Source organism: Trinickia symbiotica (genome assembly GCF_002934455.1).
GTDB lineage: Bacteria > Pseudomonadota > Gammaproteobacteria > Burkholderiales > Burkholderiaceae > Trinickia > Trinickia symbiotica.
Genome location: NZ_PTIR01000018.1, coordinates 110,701 through 129,655 on the forward strand (window position 1 = coordinate 110,701; position 18,955 = coordinate 129,655).

At 66.0% G+C, this 18,955-nt stretch carries 18 protein-coding genes; 14 read left to right on the forward strand and 4 right to left on the reverse strand.

Features of this window, described 5'->3' with window-relative positions; genetic code table 11:
- Positions 1-6: 6 nt before the first annotated feature.
- On the reverse strand, positions 7-1,089 hold the full coding sequence (locus B0G57_RS22990; protein WP_051090002.1) for a hypothetical protein: 1,083 nt from the start codon (positions 1,087-1,089) through the stop codon (positions 7-9).
- A 96-nt stretch (positions 1,090-1,185) separates the two neighbouring features.
- On the opposite strand from B0G57_RS22990, the gene B0G57_RS22995 reads away from it, so the two are divergent.
- From B0G57_RS22995 to ftsB, 9 genes are all read left to right on the forward strand, one after another.
- Positions 1,186-2,439, forward strand: a complete 1,254-nt coding sequence (locus B0G57_RS22995) for a lipoprotein-releasing ABC transporter permease subunit (RefSeq protein ID WP_018440211.1) — start codon at positions 1,186-1,188, stop codon at positions 2,437-2,439.
- A gap of 4 nt (positions 2,440-2,443) precedes the next feature.
- Entirely contained in the window at positions 2,444-3,184 is a 741-nt protein-coding gene (gene lolD, locus B0G57_RS23000; protein ID WP_020566135.1) for a lipoprotein-releasing ABC transporter ATP-binding protein LolD, read from the forward strand.
- A gap of 35 nt (positions 3,185-3,219) precedes the next feature.
- Complete coding sequence (locus tag B0G57_RS23005; protein ID WP_018440209.1) at positions 3,220-4,008, forward strand: TatD family hydrolase; 789 nt, start codon at positions 3,220-3,222, stop codon at positions 4,006-4,008.
- Positions 4,009-4,077: 69 nt separating this feature from the next.
- Positions 4,078-6,675, forward strand: a complete 2,598-nt coding sequence (locus B0G57_RS23010; RefSeq protein ID WP_018440208.1) for a DNA internalization-related competence protein ComEC/Rec2 — start codon at positions 4,078-4,080, stop codon at positions 6,673-6,675.
- Between the two features lie 62 nt (positions 6,676-6,737).
- Positions 6,738-7,547, forward strand: coding sequence for an alpha/beta fold hydrolase (locus B0G57_RS23015; protein WP_018440207.1), 810 nt, complete (start codon positions 6,738-6,740; stop codon positions 7,545-7,547).
- A gap of 158 nt (positions 7,548-7,705) precedes the next feature.
- Positions 7,706-9,373 carry a CTP synthase gene (locus B0G57_RS23020; protein ID WP_018440206.1) on the forward strand — a complete coding sequence of 556 codons (1,668 nt, stop codon included), beginning with the start codon at positions 7,706-7,708 and terminating at the stop codon, positions 9,371-9,373.
- Positions 9,370-10,224, forward strand: coding sequence for a 3-deoxy-8-phosphooctulonate synthase (gene kdsA, locus B0G57_RS23025; protein WP_018440205.1), 855 nt, complete (start codon positions 9,370-9,372; stop codon positions 10,222-10,224). The genes B0G57_RS23020 and kdsA overlap by 4 nt, the downstream gene beginning before the upstream one ends.
- A gap of 131 nt (positions 10,225-10,355) precedes the next feature.
- Positions 10,356-11,639, forward strand: a complete 1,284-nt coding sequence (gene eno, locus B0G57_RS23030; protein WP_018440204.1) for a phosphopyruvate hydratase — start codon at positions 10,356-10,358, stop codon at positions 11,637-11,639.
- 195 nt (positions 11,640-11,834) lie between these two features.
- Positions 11,835-12,281 carry a cell division protein FtsB gene (gene ftsB / locus B0G57_RS23035; RefSeq protein WP_018440203.1) on the forward strand — a complete coding sequence of 149 codons (447 nt, stop codon included), beginning with the start codon at positions 11,835-11,837 and terminating at the stop codon, positions 12,279-12,281.
- 186 nt (positions 12,282-12,467) lie between these two features.
- Here the strand turns inward: ftsB and B0G57_RS23040 are convergent, their stop codons facing one another.
- From B0G57_RS23040 to B0G57_RS23050, 3 genes are all read right to left on the reverse strand, one after another.
- Positions 12,468-12,854, reverse strand: coding sequence for a hypothetical protein (locus B0G57_RS23040; RefSeq protein WP_018440202.1), 387 nt, complete (start codon positions 12,852-12,854; stop codon positions 12,468-12,470).
- A 36-nt stretch (positions 12,855-12,890) separates the two neighbouring features.
- Positions 12,891-13,847 carry an Hsp33 family molecular chaperone HslO gene (hslO, locus tag B0G57_RS23045; RefSeq protein ID WP_018440201.1) on the reverse strand — a complete coding sequence of 319 codons (957 nt, stop codon included), beginning with the start codon at positions 13,845-13,847 and terminating at the stop codon, positions 12,891-12,893.
- A 70-nt stretch (positions 13,848-13,917) separates the two neighbouring features.
- Positions 13,918-14,442: a gamma carbonic anhydrase family protein gene (locus B0G57_RS23050; RefSeq protein ID WP_026229582.1), complete on the reverse strand. Its 525-nt coding sequence runs from the start codon at positions 14,440-14,442 to the stop codon at positions 13,918-13,920.
- 100 nt (positions 14,443-14,542) lie between these two features.
- On the opposite strand from B0G57_RS23050, the gene B0G57_RS23055 reads away from it, so the two are divergent.
- The 5 genes from B0G57_RS23055 (at position 14,543) to B0G57_RS23075 (ending at position 18,952) form a co-directional block, all read left to right on the forward strand.
- Positions 14,543-15,439 carry a ferritin-like domain-containing protein gene (locus B0G57_RS23055; protein ID WP_018440199.1) on the forward strand — a complete coding sequence of 299 codons (897 nt, stop codon included), beginning with the start codon at positions 14,543-14,545 and terminating at the stop codon, positions 15,437-15,439.
- Between the two features lie 100 nt (positions 15,440-15,539).
- Positions 15,540-16,424, forward strand: coding sequence for an alpha/beta fold hydrolase (locus B0G57_RS23060; RefSeq protein ID WP_018440198.1), 885 nt, complete (start codon positions 15,540-15,542; stop codon positions 16,422-16,424).
- Between the two features lie 111 nt (positions 16,425-16,535).
- Complete coding sequence (locus B0G57_RS23065) at positions 16,536-17,366, forward strand: 3',5'-nucleoside bisphosphate phosphatase (RefSeq protein ID WP_018440197.1); 831 nt, start codon at positions 16,536-16,538, stop codon at positions 17,364-17,366.
- A gap of 159 nt (positions 17,367-17,525) precedes the next feature.
- Positions 17,526-18,158, forward strand: a complete 633-nt coding sequence (locus B0G57_RS23070) for an L-threonylcarbamoyladenylate synthase (RefSeq protein ID WP_018440196.1) — start codon at positions 17,526-17,528, stop codon at positions 18,156-18,158.
- 125 nt (positions 18,159-18,283) lie between these two features.
- On the forward strand, positions 18,284-18,952 hold the full coding sequence (locus B0G57_RS23075) for a site-2 protease family protein (RefSeq protein WP_018440195.1): 669 nt from the start codon (positions 18,284-18,286) through the stop codon (positions 18,950-18,952).
- Positions 18,953-18,955: the final 3 nt, after the last annotated feature.

The window sequence follows — 18,955 nt, forward strand, 5'->3', positions numbered from 1 at the left end:
GGAGCTTCATTCGAACAGCGACGCCAGCACGCGGCGGCGCCAGAACCGGCGCAAGTCGCCGCGTGTCGCGGTGAGGGTCGCGGAACTGGTATCGCCGCAAAGTGTCATCGTCAGCGCGCTCAGGCGGCCGGCTTCGAGCGCGGCGAGCGCGGGTGAGAACCAGTCGCGCTCGAGCGCGGCAAGCGCGCCGCTCCAGGCCGGCCAGTCTTGTTGCACGAACGGCGTCGAGAAAGGCTCGAGCTCGACGAGGGTCGTGCCGTTTCCTTCCGCGGCCGGCAACGCATCGAAAGCGGGCGGCGCGGCCGATGGCCCGATACCTGCCGCCAGTGCGAGCCCGCGCGTAGCGGCAGCGTTCGAGAAAACGCGCGCGAACGGGCTCTTGACCGGCTGAGCGGCGCCCTGCGCATGCAACCAGACCGAGTTCACGGCCGGCAGCCCGCGCGCTTCGCGCGCCTCGTTGACAGGGTGCTCGAACCAGGCCATCTGGACTTCGTTTTGCAGCTTCATCCAGGCACGCGAGCGCTGGCCGGTATGCGCGTCATGGGGCAGCCAGATTTCGACGCTGCGTCCGCTCGCGCGCAGCGGCGACGCGCTCGCGAGCATGCCGAGCGCATCGCCGCTCAAATACCAGCGCGTAGCTGTCGGCGCCTCGATTCGTACGCCCAGCTCTTCGACGAGCGGCTTGGCGACGGCAAGCAGCGTTGCGGCCTCATCGGCGGCGAGCGCCAGCATGGCAGGGTCGACGAGCACCAGATGATCGTGGGCGATGCGCACGTGAACCGGCTCGACGCAGGCCCAGACGGTGTTGCCGGGCGTGCCGCCGTCGGCCAGCAGCATGTACGGCGCAAGCGGCGCCTCGTCGGCGGCGTTCGAGGCAACCGCGCCGAATTGACGCGCGATCCAGCGCTCGTGCGGCAGCGTACGCTGGAAGTCTTCGCCGGCCACGCGCTCGACGAGCGTGGCGCGGGCGAAAAGCTTGTCGAGGGCGGGGCTTTGCAGACTGTGCAGCGCGGTCGAGGCGTCGGCGGCCGTCGGGAGCGCGAAAGGAAGCAGCAGATGAAGACGGTGGGCGTGCATGATGCTGCGCATTGTATGGCAAACTGCGCGCTTGATCGGCGGCAAAGCCGGCCGCGGCGCGAATTGGACCGCGGCGGCGGCCGTCGCGTAACAAATTGAAGGATTCGCTTGAAGCTTCCGTACGAATGGCAAATCGGCTGGCGCTATACGCGCGCCGGCAAGCGCACGACCGGCAACGGTTTCATCTCGTTCATCGCGCTCGTTTCGATGTCGGGGATCGCGCTCGGCGTGGCGGCGCTCATCGTCGTGCTGTCCGTGATGAACGGTTTTCAGAAGGAAGTGCGCGACCGCATGCTTTCCGTGCTCGCTCATGTCGAGATCTTTTCGCCGAGCGGCGCCATGCCTGACTGGCAGCTGACGGCCAACGAGGCGCGGCGCAACCCGGAAGTCATCGGTGCGGCGCCCTACGTCGACGCGCAGGCACTGCTCACGCGGCAAGACGCCGTGAGCGGCGTGGCGTTGCGCGGCGTCGACCCGGCGCTCGAGCCGCAGGTCTCCGACATCGGCAAGGAAATGAAAGCAGGGCGCCTGACCGACCTCGTTCCGGGCCAGTTCAATATCGTGCTCGGTGCCGATCTGGCGGAGAACCTCGGCGTGACGGTAGGCGACAAGATCACGCTCGTCGCGCCGGAAGGCTCGATGACGCCCGCGGGCTTGATGCCGCGCTTGAAGCAATTCACGGTCGCGGGCATGTTTCAGTCCGGTCACTACGAGTACGACAGCTCGCTTGCGCTCGTGAACATTCGTGACGCCGAGGCGCTCTTTCGCGTACCCGCGCCGACCGGCGTGAGGCTGCGGCTCAAGGACATGCAGCAGGCGCCGCGCGTGGCGCACGAACTGGCGCGAACGCTGTCGGGCGACCTTTATATCCGCGATTGGACGCAGCAGAACAAGACCTGGTTCTCGGCCGTCAAGATCGAAAAGCGGATGATGTTCATCATCCTCACGCTGATCATCGCCGTGGCGGCGTTCAATCTCGTGTCCTCGCTCGTGATGACGGTGACGAACAAGCAAGCCGACATCGCGATTCTGCGAACGCTCGGCGCGCAGCCGGGATCGATCATGAAGATTTTCGTCGTACAGGGTATGACGATCGGTTTCGTCGGCACGGCCACGGGTGTCGCACTCGGCACGCTCATCGCGTGGAGCATTCCGTGGCTCGTGCCGATGATCGAACATCTGCTCGGCGTGCAATTCCTGCCGCCCTCGGTGTATTTCATCAGCGAGCTGCCATCCGAACTCGTGCCCGGCGACGTCATCAGAATCGGTGTGATCGCGTTCGTTCTCTCGACGCTCGCCACGCTCTATCCGAGCTGGCGTGGGGCCAAGGTTCGTCCGGCGGAGGCGCTGCGCTATGAGTGAGCTCATGACTGGTCTATCGACGACGAGCGCTGCCACCGGGCGGCAGGCGCTCGACGAGTACGTGCTCGAAGCAACGGGTATTTCAAAGGCGTTCGTTCAGGGCGGCTTCAACGTTCCGGTTCTGTCCGGCGCGGATCTCGCCGTGCGCCGTGGCGAGAAAGTCGCCGTCGTCGGCGCGTCCGGCTCGGGCAAGAGCACGCTGCTGCATGTGCTGGGCGGGCTGGACGAGCCGAGCGCCGGGCGCGTGTCGCTGCTCGGCAAGCCCTTTACCGAACTCGCCGAGCGCGAGCGCAACGACTTGCGCAATCGCGCGCTCGGCTTCGTCTACCAGTTCCATCATCTGTTGCCCGAATTCAGCGCACTCGATAACGTCGCGATGCCCCTGCGCATCCGACGTCTCACAACCGACGAGGCGCGCCGTGAGGCGCTCGAGGTGCTCGCGCGCGTGGGCCTCGAGCACCGCGCGAAACATCGGCCCGGCGAATTGTCGGGCGGTGAACGGCAGCGCGTCGCCATTGCGCGCGCGCTGGTCGCGAAGCCTGCCTGCGTGCTCGCCGACGAGCCTACGGGCAATCTCGACGGCGCCACGGCGGACACGGTTTTCAACCTGATGCTCGAACTCTCGGAGAGGCTCGAGACGAGTTTCGTCATCGTCACGCACGATGCCGATCTCGCCGCGCGCTGCGATCGCGTCCTGCGTCTGCGCGACGGCGTGCTGCGCGAGGAACCGCCGATACCGGTCTGAGGCCGGGCGCACGCGGCCATCGAGCGACATTCGCCATGTGGATCGATACGCACTGCCACCTGGACGCCGCCGAGTTCGACGTCGACCGCGACGACGTCGCGCGGGCGGCCGAGCAAGCCGGCGTCGGACGGATCGTCATTCCCGCCATCGGGCGGGCGAACTTCGCGGCGGTGCGCGCGCTCGCTCATCGTGTGGCCGGTGGCGCGTACGCGCTCGGCATTCATCCGCTCTTTACACCGCAAGCCGAGGAATGCGATCTCGATGCGCTTTCCGCCGAGATCGAAGCGAGCCTCGACGATCCGCGGTTCGTCGGCATCGGCGAAATCGGCCTCGACTATTTCGTGCCCAACCTGGACGACGAACGGCAATGGTTCTTCTACGAAGGACAGCTGAAGCTCGCGCGCGAATTTGATTTACCGGTCATTTGCCATGTGCGCAAATCTCAGGACAAGGTGCTCAAGGGCCTGCGCCGCATCGGCGTGAAAAAGGGCATCGCGCATGCGTTCAACGGCAGCTTTCAGCAAGCCCATGCATTCATCGAGCAGGGCCTGCGGCTCGGCTTCGGCGGCAATGTCACGTTCGAGCGCGCGCGGCAGATTCGGCGGCTCGCCGTCGACCTGCCGCTGGAGGCGATCGTCGTCGAGACCGACGCGCCCGATATTGCCCCGTCCTGGCGCTATAAAGAGCGCAATACGCCCGATCAGACGGCGCGCATCGGCGCCGTGCTGGCCGAATTGCGCGGCATCGAAGTCGACCAATTGGCCCTAGGCACAACGGCTAACGCTCACGCCGCACTGCCGCGGCTCGCGCTTTCCTCTTCATAATCGCCGGACCGACTGCGCGCCCGATCGACGGCATGCGGGGTTCGAATCGGAGGTGGCGATGGAGGATGGATGCGGCTCGTCCTGTGCGGGTTCGTGCTCGGTGTCGTGCTATTGCAGCAGCAACCGGCCTTGCCCGGTCCGCTCGGCTGGGGCTTCGGTGCGACGCTCTGGGTCGCGGCGATCGCGCTCGCGGCTGTGCTTGCCGCTCGTTGCCGGGCGAACCCGGCGGAACCGGGGAACGGGGCGGGCGCACCCATCGCGCGAATGGCAGGGGCAATGCGCCTTGGCGCGTGCTTTTTCGCGGCGGTGGTCGCCGGTTTCGGCTACGCGGCGGGCCGCGCAGATCTGCGACTGCGCGACGCGCTGCCGGCGCAGTGGGAGGGGCGCGATCTCGTGCTGTCGGGCCATGTGCACGGGCTGCCCGTGCGCGACGCGCGGAGCATGCGCTTTCTGTTCTCCGTCGACACGGACGAGGTACGCCGCGATAACGGCATCGAGCGCTTTCCGCCTCTCGTTCAGTTGAGCTGGCTTCAGCGCGGCGGCGACCGCATGCCGACGCTGGTCCCCGGCGAGCGGTGGCGGCTGACGGTCCGCTTGAAGCGGCCGCATGGCCATGCCAATTTCGGCGGACACAATCTCGAAGCGACGCTTTTCGCGCGCGGCGTACGGGCGACCGGTTACGTTGCCGGCGCGGCGACTGCCCGGCGCCTGCCCGGCAGCGCGGGCGGACTCGCATCGGCGATCGATCGGTGGCGCTTCGCGCTCGCCGCGCGCATCGGCGAGGCGCTTTCCGCCGCGCCGCATCGTGGCATCGTTCTCGCGCTCGCCATCGGCGCGCAAGAAGCGATCGACTCGGCCGATCGCGCCGTTCTGCGCCGCACCGGGACGAGCCATCTCGTCGCGATTTCGGGGCTCCACATCGGCTTCGTCGCCGGCCTTGGCGCCGCGCTCGCCGCATGGCTCTGGCGGCGCTCGTGCTTTTTCGGCGCGAAGCTGGCACGAGACGGCTCGCGTGAATGGCCGCTCATCGTCCCGACACCGATCGTCGCCGCCGTCGCCGGGACCTTCTGCGCAGCCGCGTATGCGGCCCTCGCCGGCTTCAACGTGCCCGCCCAGCGCGCGTTGTGGATGCTCATCGTCGTCAGCTTGGCGTTCGTGTTCGGACGCAGCGTCGCGCCGTCGCTCGTGCTCGCCTGGGCCGCGGCCCTCGTCGTCATCGTCGATCCGTGGGCCGTGGTGGCGGCGGGCTTCTGGCTGTCGTTCGGCGCGGTCGCGGCGATCTCGTTGGCGCTGCACGGGCGATTGCGGATACGGTCGCCCCATGGCGACGAGATGGCGGACGACTTGCTCGACCCGTTCACTGCGACCCCGAGGGCTGCCGACCCGCCGCGCCGCTCACGATGGCACTTCGTGCGACGCGGCATCGCTCGCGCGCGCGAGCAACTTGCCGGTGCGCTTCGCGCGCAATATGCGGTGACGATCGGGCTCGCGCCGCTGACGGCCTTCTGGTTTTCGCAAATCTCGCTGGCTGGACCGTTCGCCAACGCATTGGCCGTCCCCTGGGTGAGCGTGCTCGTCACGCCGGTCGTGCTCATCGGCGTTGCATTGCCCGCACCGTTCGATTCGATCGCTTTCGAGCTCGCGCATGCGTTGCTCGAGCCGCTCATGCGGATTTTGCAGCGACTTTCCGACGAACAATGGGCCGAATGGCGCATGCTCCGTCCGTCTGCCGTGGCGCTCGCGTGCGCGGCCGCGGGTGTGGTCTGGTGCCTTATGCCGCGCGGCTGGCCCTTGCGCTTCGCAGCGCCGATCGCCTGGCTGCCGCTCGCGTTCCCCCCGCCTGCATCGCCCGAGCCGGGCGAATTTCGACTGACCGCGCTCGACGTGGGGCAGGGCTCGGCCATCGTCGTCGAGACGGCGCGCCACGCCCTGCTTTTCGATGCCGGGCCGGGCCCCGAATCGACGCACGCCGGCGAACGTATCGTCGCGCCCTATCTACTGGCGAATGGCCTGCCCGAGCTCGATGCGCTGGTGGTCAGTCACGCCGATGCCGACCATGCGGGCGGCGCCCCGGCCGTGCTCGAAGCGGTACACGTGCGCCAGCTGCTCGGTGGATTGCCGCCCGCGAACACGCTTTGGCGCGCGGCGCGCGCGGCGGGCGCCGAAACGGTGCGCTGTGCTTCGGGGCAGCGCTGGCGATGGGACGGCGTCGATTTCACCATCTTATGGCCGCGGCCCGGCCCGCTGCCGGTGACATCGAACGCGGGCTCCTGCGTCCTCAAGGTGGAGGCGGACGGCTTTGCCGCGCTGTTGACGGGCGACATCGATGCGGCAGTCGAAGGTGCGCTGCAACGTGAGGCGACCGCTGTATCCGGCGTGTCCGACGCGCTCGCAGCCGATGTCCTCCTCGTTGCGCATCACGGCAGCAAGACGTCGTCGACCGAGTCTTTCCTCGACTCGGTGCGTCCGCGCATCGCGGTATTTCAGGTAGGCTATCGCAACCGCTTCGGTCACCCTCATCCAGGCGTCTGGTCGCGCTTCGTCGCGCGCGGCGTCGAGCTGACACGGACGGATCGCGACGGTGCGGCGCGCATCGCGCTCCGCAACGGCGTATTGACGCTCGAGCGCTATCGCGACACGCATCGCCGCTATTGGATGGATCGGTGAGCCGCGTGTCGAGCGCCGGGCCGCGGGGCTGGTGGGGCTTTCAAACGAGGAGGCAGCGAAGCTTGAAGGAGATCATTCACTTTTCGCACGCGAACGGATTTCCGGCATCGACTTACCGGACGATGTTCGCCGAGCTCTCCGACGATTACGAGCTCCGGTACATCGAACGCATCGGCCACGATGCGCGCTACCCGGTGACGAGCGACTGGCCGCATCTCGTCGAAGAACTGCTCGACGACATCGGCGCTCGCTACGAGGAGCCGGTCTGGCTCGTCGGCCACTCGCTCGGCGGCTACCTGTCGCTGATGGCGGCGCTCAAGCGCCCGCATTGGGTGCGCGGCGTCGTGATGCTGGACTCGCCCGTGGTCGCGGGTTGGCGCGCGGGCGTGCTCCGTGTGTCGCAATGGACGGGGCTCGACGAGCGGCTCTCGCCGGCCGCCGCGACGCGCACGCGCCGCACGCATTGGCCGAGCCGCGAGGAAGCGTGGCGGCATTTTCACGCGAAGCCCGCGTTCGCGCGCTGGGACGAGCGCGTGTTGTCCGACTACATCGATTTCGGCATACCGCAGACGGCGCCCGACGGCACGCGCACGCTCGCCTTCGACCGCCAGATCGAATACCTGATCTATCGGACGCTGCCGCGCACGCTCGGCGCGCGGCTCGCGCATGGCGCGCCCGTTCCGGTAGGCTTCGTGGCCGGGACGCACTCGAAAGAAATTCGCCAGGTCGGGCTCGAGGCCACGAAGCGGGCAACGGGCGGCAGCATCGAATGGCTCGAGGGCAGCCATCTCTTTCCGATGGAAAAGCCGATCGAGACGGCGCGTGCCGTGCAGCGGATGCTTCGCGTGCTGAGCGCGGAATTGGTCGCATGAGCGGCCGCCGGCGGTAGCGGGCGAGGTGTCGTCGCGCTCGTCGGAAGCCTCCATCGGGATGACTCGCAAGAGCCTTCGAAAGGCTGTGCCGGCGCTTTCGGAAAGGGGTCCGGGCGGACCTTTAAGGTATAATCCGTTTTTCCCGCGAGCATCCAGCGATGACCAAATATGTTTTCGTCACCGGCGGTGTAGTTTCGTCCCTCGGCAAGGGCATTGCCGCCGCCTCTCTCGCCGCGATCCTCGAGTCGCGCGGTCTCAAAGTCACCCTCCTCAAACTCGATCCCTACATCAACGTCGACCCCGGCACGATGAGTCCGTTTCAGCACGGCGAAGTGTTCGTGACGGAGGACGGCGCCGAGACGGATCTCGACCTCGGGCACTACGAGCGCTTCATCAGCACGAAGATGCGCCGCGCCAACAATTTCACGACGGGGCAGATCTACGAGTCGGTGATCCGCAAGGAGCGGCGAGGCGACTATCTCGGCAAGACGGTGCAGGTCATTCCGCACATCACAAACGAGATTCAGGCGTTCATCGAGCGCGGCGCCGCATCGGCGACCTGCGGCGAGCCCGACGTGGCGATCGTCGAGATCGGCGGCACCGTGGGCGACATCGAATCGTTGCCGTTCCTCGAGGCCGCCCGCCAGATGAGCCTGCGCCTCGGGCGCAACAGCGCCTGCTTCGTTCACTTGACGCTCGTGCCGTTCATCGCGACGGCCGGCGAACTGAAGACGAAGCCGACGCAGCATAGTGTGCAGAAGCTGCGCGAGATCGGTATTTCGCCGCACGTGCTGCTCTGCCGCGCGGACCGCCCGATTCCGGACGACGAGAGCAAGAAGATCTCCCTTTTTTCCAACGTGCCCGAGGACGCGGTCATCTCGGTGTGGGACGTCGACAGCATCTACAAGATTCCGCAAATGCTGCACGACCAGGGGCTCGACGAGATCATCTGCGACGAACTGAAGCTGGCTCCCAATCCGGCCGATCTGTCGATGTGGGCCGATATCGTCGATAAGCTCGAGCGCCCGCTGCACGAGGTGACGATCGGCATGGTCGGCAAGTACGTGGAGCTGACCGAGTCGTACAAGTCGCTGATCGAGGCGCTGCGGCATGCCTCGGTGCATACGTCGACGAAGGTCAACATCGAGTACATCGATTCCGAGCAGATCGAGGAGGAAGGCGTCGCGAGCCTCGCGCATCTCGATGCCGTGCTCGTGCCGGGCGGCTTCGGCCGGCGCGGCACGGAAGGCAAGATCGCCGCGATCCGTTATGCGCGCGAGGCGAAGGTGCCGTATCTCGGCATTTGCCTCGGCATGCAGCTTGCCGTGATCGAATTCGCGCGCGACGTCGTCGGGCTCGCGGGTGCGAACAGCACCGAGTTCGATCCGAAAACGCCGCATCGCGTCGTCGCGCTCATCACCGAGTGGTACGACCGCGAGGGCCGCGTCGAGAAGCGCGACGAGGCTTCCGATCTCGGTGGCACGATGCGCCTCGGCTCGCAGCGCTGCCCGATCAAGCCCGGCACGCTCGCCGCCCGCATCTACGGCAAGGACGTCAACGAGCGCCATCGCCATCGTTACGAAGTCAATAACCGCTATGTGCCTCAACTCGAAGGGGGCGGGCTCGTCATCAGCGCGCGCACGCCGAGCGAAGATCTGCCCGAAATGATGGAGTTGCCGCAGCGGCTTCACCCGTGGTTCGTCGGCGTGCAGTTCCACCCCGAGTTCACGTCGACGCCGCGTGACGGGCATCCGCTCTTCAAGTCGTTCGTCGAGGCCGCGTTGGCCTATTCCAAAGCGAGCGTCGAAGAAAAGGTGAAGGCATGAAGCTTTGCGACTTCGAGGTCGGCCTCGACAAGCGTTTTTTCCTGATCGCGGGCACCTGCGTCGTCGAATCGGAGCAGATGTCGATCGATACGGCCGGCACGCTGAAGGAAATCTGCGCGAAGCTCGGCATCCCGTTCATCTACAAGTCCTCGTTCGATAAAGCGAACCGCAGCTCGGGCAAATCGTTTCGCGGGCTGGGCATGGACGAAGGGCTGCGCATCCTCGGCGAGGTCAAGCGCCAACTGAAAGTGCCGGTGCTGACCGACGTTCATGAGATCGACGAGATCGCGCCGGCGGCCGAGGTCGTCGATGTCTTGCAAACACCTGCATTCCTTTGCCGGCAGACCGACTTTATTCACGCCTGCGCGCGCTCGGGCAAGCCCGTCAACATCAAGAAGGGCCAGTTCCTCGCGCCGCACGACATGAAGAATGTCATCGACAAGGCACGCGACGCGGCCCGCGAAGCGGGGCTCTCCGATGATCGTTTCCTTGCCTGCGAGCGCGGTGCCTCGTTCGGCTACAACAACCTCGTCTCGGACATGCGCTCGCTCGCCATCATGCGTGAAACGGGTGCGCCGGTCGTCTTCGACGCTACGCACTCGGTACAGCTGCCGGGCGGCCAGGGCACGAGCTCGGGTGGGCAGCGCGAATTCGTACCCGTGCTTTCGCGCGCGGCGGTTGCCGTCGGTGTCGCCGGATTGTTCATGGAAACGCATCCGAATCCGCCTTGCGCGCTGTCCGATGGCCCCAACGCCGTGCCGTTGCGGCGCATGAGCGAGTTGCTCGAAACGCTCGTTGCGCTCGACGCCGTCGTGAAGCGCACGCCGTTTCTCGAGCGCGAGTTCGATTGATGCTCGCGCTTTTCATCGAAACAACCGCATACGAACAAGACGACGCAGACCAAGCGACCCAACGAGAACAACCAAGAGCGAGCGCAGCTCCACGTCATAAGCGGAATTGAACGTCATCTTTAGAGGAAAACATGAGTGCAATCGTAGACATCATTGGCCGTGAGATCCTGGATTCGCGCGGCAACCCGACCGTCGAATGCGATGTGCTGCTCGAGTCGGGCACGATGGGTCGCGCGGCGGTGCCGTCTGGCGCGTCGACAGGCTCGCGCGAGGCAATCGAGTTGCGCGACGGCGAAGCCGGTCGCTATGGCGGCAAGGGCGTGTTGAAGGCGGTCGAGCATATCAACACGGAGATCTCCGAAGCCATCATGGGGCTCGACGCTTCCGAGCAGGCGTTCCTCGACAAGACGCTGCTCGAGCTCGACGGCACGGACAACAAGTCGCGCCTCGGCGCCAACGCGATGCTGGCCGTGTCGATCGCGGTCGCGAAGGCCGCGGCCGAGGAAGCCGGGCTGCCGCTTTACCGTTACTTCGGCGGCTCCGGTGCCATGCAGTTGCCGGTGCCGATGATGAACATCGTCAACGGGGGCGCGCACGCGAACAACAGCCTCGACATTCAGGAATTCATGATCGTGCCGGTGAGCCAGCCGACGTTTCGTGAAGCGTTGCGCTGCGGTGCCGAAGTTTTCCATGCGCTGAAGAAGATCCTCGGCGACCGCGGCATGAGCACGGCCGTCGGCGACGAAGGCGGTTTCGCGCCGAACTTCGGCAGCAACGATGAATGCCTATCGACGATTCTGCAGGCGATCGAGAAGGCCGGCTATCGCGCCGGCGAAGACGTGCTGCTGGCGCTCGATTGCGCGGCGAGCGAGTTCTACCACGACGGCAAGTACCAGCTTGCGGGCGAGGGGCTGCAACTATCATCGGCCGAGTTCACCGACTATCTCGCCACGCTCGCGGACAAATTCCCGATCGTGTCGATCGAAGACGGCATGCACGAGAGCGACTGGAACGGCTGGAAGCTCCTGACCGACCGGCTCGGCAAGAAGATCCAACTCGTCGGCGACGATCTCTTCGTCACGAACACGCGGATCCTCAAGGAAGGCATCGAGAAGGGCATCGCCAACTCGATCCTCATCAAGATCAATCAGATCGGTACGCTGACGGAAACGTTCGCCGCGATCGAGATGGCCAAGCGGGCCGGCTACACGGCCGTGATTTCGCACCGCTCGGGCGAAACGGAAGATTCGACGATCGCCGATATCGCCGTGGGCCTCAACGCCGGTCAGATCAAGACGGGCTCGCTGTCGCGCAGCGACCGCATCGCGAAGTACAACCAGTTGCTGCGCATCGAGGAAGATCTCGGCGATATCGCAAGCTACCCCGGCAAGTCGACGTTCTATAACCTGCGTTGACGAGCTGACTCGTTTTTTTTATCGGTCTTTCCGCCCGCCGCCGCGCGACTCGTTCCCCAAGGGGATTACCTTCGGGGCATCCCCACAGGGGACTACCTTCGGGGCATCCCCACAGGGGACTACCTTCGGGGCGTCCCCACAGGGGATTACCTTCGGGGCATCCGCGGCGGCGTTGACTATACGGCGCCTTTTCGCATGCGGCTCGTCACTGTCGTTCTTGTCGTCCTGCTCGTGCTGATTCAGTTTCCGCTTTGGTGGGGGCACGGTGGCTGGCTGCGCGTGCATGAATTACGCGAGGCGCTCGACGCGCAAGCAAAGAAAAACGCCGACGAGAAGCTGCGCAATCAGCGGATCGAAGGCGAGGTCCAAGACCTGCAAGCCGGCACGGCAGCTGTCGAAGAGCGCGCTCGCTATGAAATGGGGATGGTCAAGGACGGCGAGGTATTCGTTCAGTTCGTCTCGCCGAATTCGGCGGCGAGCACGGTTGCCGCGGCGTCCGTGAGCGCCGAAACGTCCACGCGCGGGCAAGTGTCGGCGGCGCCCGTCGCCGTCGTGCCGAATCCCGTCTCTCGCGTCAAGCCGGCTCACGGGAAGGCCGAGAAAGGCGCCAAGAAGCAGGCGGGCGAGAAACCGAAGCGTTAGCCAGGGCGCTCAAGAGGGCGAACAAGCCCAAGCTCGAGCGTCAGTGGACGCCGGCGAGTCCCTGAAGGGACTTCCTCCGGTCGTCCCTAAAGGGACTTCCTCCGGGGGCCCCAAAGGGTGCCCCCTCCGGTCGTCCCTAAAGGGACTTCCTCCGGGGCCCCCAAAGGGTGCCCCCTCCGGTCGTCCTTACCACCACCAGCCCGGATAATAGCCGGGGCTGTAGTATCCCGCCCCCCATCCGCCGTAATAGCCGCCATACCCGCCGTAGACGACCGGTGGCGCGTAATAGGGCGCGTAGTAGCGTGCCCATGCGTCGGCCGCCATCGCTTCGTTTTGCTCCGAGAGGACTTGCTTGTCGATTTCGTCGTAACGCTTTTTTTCCGCGTCGGTAAGCGGACGCGCGGACGGCGACGCGCCGCCTTGATCGGGCGGGAGCCGGCTCAAAACCTGTCCGGACGGCGGGGCGACGACGCAGCCGGCGAGCGCCGCGGAGACGACCAGCGCGCCGATGATAGCAACGGCTAACGGGCCGCGCGGCGAGAATGGGGCGCGTGCCGGTTTCGACGGGTTCATGCTGAGCCTCCCTAAGAAGCAGCGCGACGGCGCCGCTCAGTGGCGCTGGGTCGTGGCGGGCGTGACACCTGTCGATACGCCGCCTGCCGCGAACAACTGGGCTACATCGACGGGGTCGAACTCGTATCGCTGATTGCAGTACTCGCAGTGGATCTCGACGTGCCCTTGCTCGTCGAGCACACTTTCGACTTCGCCCCGTCCAAGCATCTTCAGCATCGAGCCGACTTTCTCTCGCGAGCAACTGCACTCGAAATGGGCGGCGACGGGCGCGAAGTGCTGAACGTTCTCTTGCCAGAAGAGCCGCTTGAAGAGCGTCTGCGGTTCTTCTTTGAGCAGTTCGTCTTGCGAAAGCGTCCCACCGAGCACGCAGACCCGCTCCCACGTGTCGGCATCGTGTTCGCCCGCGTGCGGCACGATTCCACCGTCGCCGGGGAGCTTCTGTAACAGCATGCCGACGGCCCGCTCGTCGTTGGAGGCAAGCCAGAGTCGCGTATCGAGCTGCTCCGAGTGATGCATGTAGTGTTCTAGCACCTGGGCGATCGATTGCAGCGGCCCGTCGCTGCCGTTGAGCGGCACGATGCCCTGATAGGCTTGCTGACCGGGGCGCTTTTCGCGCGGATCGAGCGTGATGACGCACCGGCCATGACCGCTTGCGTTGAGCAGCTCGGCAAAGGGGGGAGGCTCCGCGGCGATTCCCTCGATTGCGAGGTCGTCGGAAAACTTCGCCGTGGCCCGCATGGCCAGCGCCGAGCTGCATTGGACCACGAGCATCTTGATGGGGCCGTCGCCGAAAATCTGCATGATGAGCGTGCCGTCGAACTTCAGGTTCGCCGACAGTAGCGCGCAAGCCGCCATCATTTCCCCGAGAATGTCCCGTACCGGCGCCGGATAGCGGCGGCGTGTCAGCACGTCGCGCCACGTATTGCGCAGCGATACGATTTCGCCGCGCACGGGCGCGGTGCTGAACATGAACTTCTGCAACTGATCTTCCACGGCTTTTCCTCGAAACATCGATACTGGGCTCTCCGGCCGCCTGAGCGGGCGGCCGTTGGCGCGGCGCGGCTCAGCCGATACGCACGAGCTGCTCCTTGAAGAGCGCGCGGCGTTGCACATACCCCGCGGCGTTGCTTTCGAGTCGCGCGACTTCTTCGTCCGTCAACTGGCGCACGACCTTCGCGGGCGCGCCGAGGATCAGCGACCGATCCGGAAATACCTTGCCCTCGGTCACGACGGCACCGGCGCCGACCAGACAGTTGCGGCCGATCACCGCTCCATTCAAGACGATGGCCTGAATTCCGATGAGCGCGCCGTCGCGGATCGTGCAGCCGTGGAGCATCGCCTGGTGGCCGACGGTGACGTTGGTCTCGATAACGAGTGGATAGCCGGGATCCGTATGGAGCACCGCGCCTTCCTGGATATTGCTGCCGGCACCGACTGCGATCGGCTCGTTATCCCCGCGGATCGCAGCGCCGAACCAGACGCTCGCGTTCTCGTCGAGCGTCACTTGACCGATAATGGTTGCCGTGTCGGCAACGAAAACGCTCTCGTGAATCGTCGGGGCGTGTTCGCCCAGCTTGTACATCGCCACAGTTCAATTCTCCTGTCGGGCCGGCGCCGCGCGGCACATCGTCTGGCCGATCGGCAGTGCGCGTCGGGCAGCGACGCGGGTGTCGAACCATCTATTGTAAATGGGTAACTGGCCTTCTTCGACTTCTGTCGCCGTTTCGTCCGACCTTCGCGACGCCCGGACCGGTCGCGGCGAGTCGCTGCGCCGTTTGTCGCTCGCGGCGCTCCTGGCCCGCGACCCCGCCGCGAAAGCCGCCTCGGTGCAGTCGTTGCGGGCGCGCTGGTTGGCGGGCGAACTCGTCTGTCTGCCGCAAGAGCGGATCGAGGAGCCGGACGGCCTGCCCGGGCGCCCCGAGCGCCCGACGCTCGTTGCGCCGCGGCTTTTGCGGCACCGCGGCATGCAGTCGCGCGAGGGGCGCGCCGCGCTGCTTCATGCGCTGGCGCACATCGAATTCAACGCGATCAATCTCGCGCTCGACGCCGTCTGGCGGTTTCCCGACATGCCCGAACCGTTCTATGGCGACTGGTTGCGTGTTGCTGCCGAAGAGGCCCATCACTTCACGCTGCTTGCGGCGCGGCTTGCGGAGTTCGGCCACGCTTACGGCGATCTGCCTGCGCACGACGGGCTTTGGGAGATGTGCGAGCGCACGCGCGGCGACGTGCTCGCGCGCATGGCCCTCGTGCCGCGCACGCTCGAGGCGCGCGGTCTCGACGCATCGCCGCCGATTCGCGCGCGGCTCGTCCAGGCGGGAGATCTCGACTCGACCGCGATCCTCGACGTGATATTGCGCGACGAGGTCGGCCACGTGCGGATCGGCAATCGCTGGTTCCGCTATCTCTGCGAGACGCGCTCGCTCGACCCGCACCCGACCTATCTGCGCCTCGCCGACCAATACCATGCGCCGCGCTTGCGCGGCCCGTTCAACTTCGAGGCGCGCCGCGACGCCGGCTTCGACGAGGCCGAGCTCGCCGCCTTGGCCGCGCAGGCGGATCCGGACGACGGAACGGGCGCGACCTAACCGGTCTCCGAATCGCCGCGTGACTCGAGCGCTTCCTCGAGCAACGTCATTGGGGCACCGATATAATCGAACGATCATTCTTTTTTCGGGCGCTTCTCCCATGAACCTCTCCCAATCGGATTTCGTCAACGTTCGCGGCGTCAGACTCCATGTGCGGCGCTGGGGCGATCGCGGCGCCCCCGCGTTATTCATGCTGCATGGCTGGATGGACGTGGCGGCGTCTTTTCAGTTCGTCGCGGATGCGCTCGCCGGCGACTGGCAGGTGATCGCGCCCGACGCGCGTGGGTTCGGGCTGTCGGATTGGCCCGTGGCGGCGCGCGGCGGCGGGCATTACTGGTTCCATGAATACCTGGCCGATCTGGAAGCGCTGCTCGATCACTACGCGCCGACGGGGCAGGTGAACCTGGTCGGCCACAGCATGGGCGCGAACGTCGTTTGCCTTTATGCGGGCGTACGCCCGGAGCGCGTGCGCCGCGTCGTCGATCTGGAGGGCTTCGGCCTTGCGCCGGCGCGAGCGGCGGGTGCGCCGCGGCGCATTGCCGCATGGCTCGACGACCTGCGCGCGCCGCCGTCGCTCAAGACCTACGGCACGCTCGACGACGTGGCGGCGCGGCTCATCAAGACCAATCCGCGCCTCGCGCCCGAACGCGCGTTTTTTCTGGCGCAGCACTGGTCGCGGCGCGGCGAGGACGGCCGCTACATGCTGCTGGGGGATCCGGCGCACAAGCTGCACGGCCCGCTCCTTTATCGGCTCGACGAAGTGATGGCGATATGGGCCAACGTCAGCGCGAAGGTGCTGCACGTCGAGGCGGTTGCCTCGCCGACCCTCGCGAGGCTGGCGGGCGCGATTCCGCTCGCCGAATTCAAAGCTCGCTTTCAGGCGTTCCGCGATTGGCGCGAAAAGCTGATCGAGGACACGGGCCACATGCTTCATCACGATCAGCCGGAGCGGATCGCGGCGCTGATCGAGGCGTTTTGCGCTTGATCGAACGCCTGCGAAAACGCGTCGGCGCGGGGTGCCGGACTTCGCGGCGTTCAAGTTGCGCGCCGCATTGCAGTAAAATGAGAAGACGGTTTTTGGGCCCCATCGAACCACATGAACGCCGACCTGCATTGCCATTCCAACGTGTCCGACGGGTTTTTCGCGCCCGCCGACGTAGCGCGGCGCGCGCATGCGGGAGGAGTGACGATCTGGTCGCTGACCGATCACGACGAGGTGCGTGGCCAAGCCGAGGCGCGCAGGACGGCTGAGGCGCTCGGTATGCGGTACCTAGCCGGGGTCGAGATTTCCGTGACTTGGGCGATGAAAACGGTGCACGTGGTCGGGCTCGGCATCGATCCCGACTGCCCGGCGCTCGTCGAAGGGCTCCATGCCACGCGCAACGGCCGCAGCACGCGCGCGGAAGCAATGGGGGCGGCGCTCGACGCGGTCGGCATTCCCGGGGCCTACGAGGGCGCGTTGCGTTACGTCTCGAACCCCGATCTCGTTTCGCGCACGCATTTCGCGCGCTTTCTCGTCGAAAAGGGCTTCGCCGAATCGACGGCCGACGTCTTCGACCGTTTCCTGGGCGAGGGCAAGCCGGGTTACGTGCCGCATCGGTGGGCGAGCCTGGAAGATGCGCTTCGCTGGATCAAGGCTGCGGGCGGCGTCGCGGTGATCGCCCATCCTGGCCGCTACAAGTACACGCCGCTAGCCTTCGACGAACTCTTCTCGACGTTCATCGACCTGGGCGGCGAGGCCATCGAGGTTGTGACGGGCAGCCACACGCCCGATCAGTACCGCGAGTACGCCGACGTCGCGCGCCGTTTCGGCTTTGAGGCGTCGCGCGGATCGGATTTTCACGCGCCGGGCGAGGGCCGAGTGGAGCTCGGCGAGTTGCCGCCGTTGCCGGCCGGTCTCAAGCCTGTCTGGGAGCGCTGGTTCTAGCGTCCGCTCAATCCTCGAACGAAAGGAAAAACGCCTGGGTCGGCCGTCGAATGCTCGATTTCGGCGCGGCCCCTTGAGCGGCGAGCCAGCCGGTTCACCGCGGCATCGAATGCAGTCCCGGGCCCGTGCCGACGCCCGGCTTACCGACGACCTTCGACCATGTCCCAATTCTTCCGGATCCATCCCGACAACCCGCAGCCGCGGCTCATCGCGCAGGCTGTCCAGATCGTCAAGGAAGGCGGCGTGATCGCGCTTCCGACCGATTCGAGTTATGCGCTCGGGTGCCGCCTCGACGACAAGGAAGCCGTGACGCGTCTGCGCCGAATCCGTGGGCTCGACGAGCGTCAGCATCTGTCGCTGCTCGTGCGCGACCTTTCCGAGCTCGCGGCGTTCGCGATGGTCGACAATCACCAGTTCCGGCTCATCAAGTCGGTGACGCCGGGGCCCTATGTGTTCGTGCTGCAGGCGACGAAGGAAGTGCCGCGACGCTTGTCGCACCCGTCGCGCAAAACGATCGGCCTGCGCGTGCCCGATCATGCGATCACGCTCGCCTTGCTCGAGGCGCTCGGCGAGCCCCTCATCGCGACGACGCTGATCCTGCCCCCCGACAACGAGCCGCTCAACGAGCCGGAGGACATCCGGGCCCGGCTCGAAAAGCAGATCGATCTCGTCATCGACTCAGGGGCGTGTCTGCGCGCGCCCTCGACGGTCATCGATCTGACCGGCGACGAGCCCGTGCTCGTGCGCGCAGGGTGCGGCTCGCTCGAGCCGTTCGGTCTGACGGCGGCGTGAATGGCGATATTGTCGCGCCAGCTAGGGGCTTCGATCAGGAAACGATGAAATAACGCGGCCACACACGCTGGCCGTCCGGCCGAGAGGCGTCACGCCTTGGCCCCCTTGTTACAATAGGCCCCGCTATGGATTTCTCTTCTTTGATACAGACGATCGCGGTCTACGCGCTGCCGGTGGTCTTCGCGATCACGCTGCACGAGGCCGCTCACGGCTATGCAGCGCGGCTGCTTGGCGACAACACCGCCTACATGATGGGGCGCGTGTCGTTCAATCCGATGCGCCATATCGATCCGCTCGGGACGATCGCGATTCCGCTGCTGCTCTATTTCATGACGGGCGGCGCGTTCATGTTCGGCTACGCGAAGCCGGTGCCCGTCGCATTCCGCAATCTGCGCAACCCGCGTTGGGGGAGCCTCTGGGTCGCGCTCGCCGGTCCGGCCTGCAATTTCGTGCAGGCGCTGCTCTGGGCGCTGATCGGCGTGGCGCTCGCTTATTTCTCGGTCGACGAGCCGTTTTTCTCTCGAATGGCGGCAGGCGGCGTCGGCGTCAATCTCGTGCTCGGCGTGTTGAACCTGTTTCCGCTCCCTCCGCTCGACGGTGGGCGCGTTCTCGTCGCACTGTTGCCGCCGCGCCAGGCGATCGGCTTGGCACGGCTCGAGCCTTGGGGCTTCGCGATCGTGATGGTGCTCGTCATATCCGGCCTCTTGACGAAGATCTGGCTGAGGCCGCTCGTCTCGCTGGGCTATGACGCTTTGACCGCCATCCTGGCCCCTTTCGCCTCGTTCCTGAACTGACAC

What these genes read in the sequence shown, in the direction of transcription:
- B0G57_RS23060 (WP_018440198.1), top strand. Translation starts at nt 15,540, where the DNA reads ATGAACCTCTCCCAATCGGATTTCGTCAACGTTCGCGGCGTCAGACTC.
- kdsA (WP_018440205.1), top strand. Translation starts at nt 9,370, where the DNA reads ATGAAGCTTTGCGACTTCGAGGTCGGCCTCGACAAGCGTTTTTTCCTG.
- B0G57_RS23010 (WP_018440208.1), top strand. Translation starts at nt 4,078, where the DNA reads ATGCGGCTCGTCCTGTGCGGGTTCGTGCTCGGTGTCGTGCTATTGCAG.
- B0G57_RS23005 (WP_018440209.1), top strand. Translation starts at nt 3,220, where the DNA reads ATGTGGATCGATACGCACTGCCACCTGGACGCCGCCGAGTTCGACGTC.
- B0G57_RS23075 (WP_018440195.1), top strand. Translation starts at nt 18,284, where the DNA reads ATGGATTTCTCTTCTTTGATACAGACGATCGCGGTCTACGCGCTGCCG.
- B0G57_RS22990 (WP_051090002.1), bottom strand. Translation starts at nt 1,089, where the DNA reads ATGCGCAGCATCATGCACGCCCACCGTCTTCATCTGCTGCTTCCTTTC.
- lolD (WP_020566135.1), top strand. Translation starts at nt 2,444, where the DNA reads ATGACTGGTCTATCGACGACGAGCGCTGCCACCGGGCGGCAGGCGCTC.
- B0G57_RS23055 (WP_018440199.1), top strand. Translation starts at nt 14,543, where the DNA reads ATGGGTAACTGGCCTTCTTCGACTTCTGTCGCCGTTTCGTCCGACCTT.
- B0G57_RS23020 (WP_018440206.1), top strand. Translation starts at nt 7,706, where the DNA reads ATGACCAAATATGTTTTCGTCACCGGCGGTGTAGTTTCGTCCCTCGGC.
- B0G57_RS23040 (WP_018440202.1), bottom strand. Translation starts at nt 12,854, where the DNA reads ATGAACCCGTCGAAACCGGCACGCGCCCCATTCTCGCCGCGCGGCCCG.
- eno (WP_018440204.1), top strand. Translation starts at nt 10,356, where the DNA reads ATGAGTGCAATCGTAGACATCATTGGCCGTGAGATCCTGGATTCGCGC.
- B0G57_RS23065 (WP_018440197.1), top strand. Translation starts at nt 16,536, where the DNA reads ATGAACGCCGACCTGCATTGCCATTCCAACGTGTCCGACGGGTTTTTC.
- ftsB (WP_018440203.1), top strand. Translation starts at nt 11,835, where the DNA reads ATGCGGCTCGTCACTGTCGTTCTTGTCGTCCTGCTCGTGCTGATTCAG.
- B0G57_RS23070 (WP_018440196.1), top strand. Translation starts at nt 17,526, where the DNA reads ATGTCCCAATTCTTCCGGATCCATCCCGACAACCCGCAGCCGCGGCTC.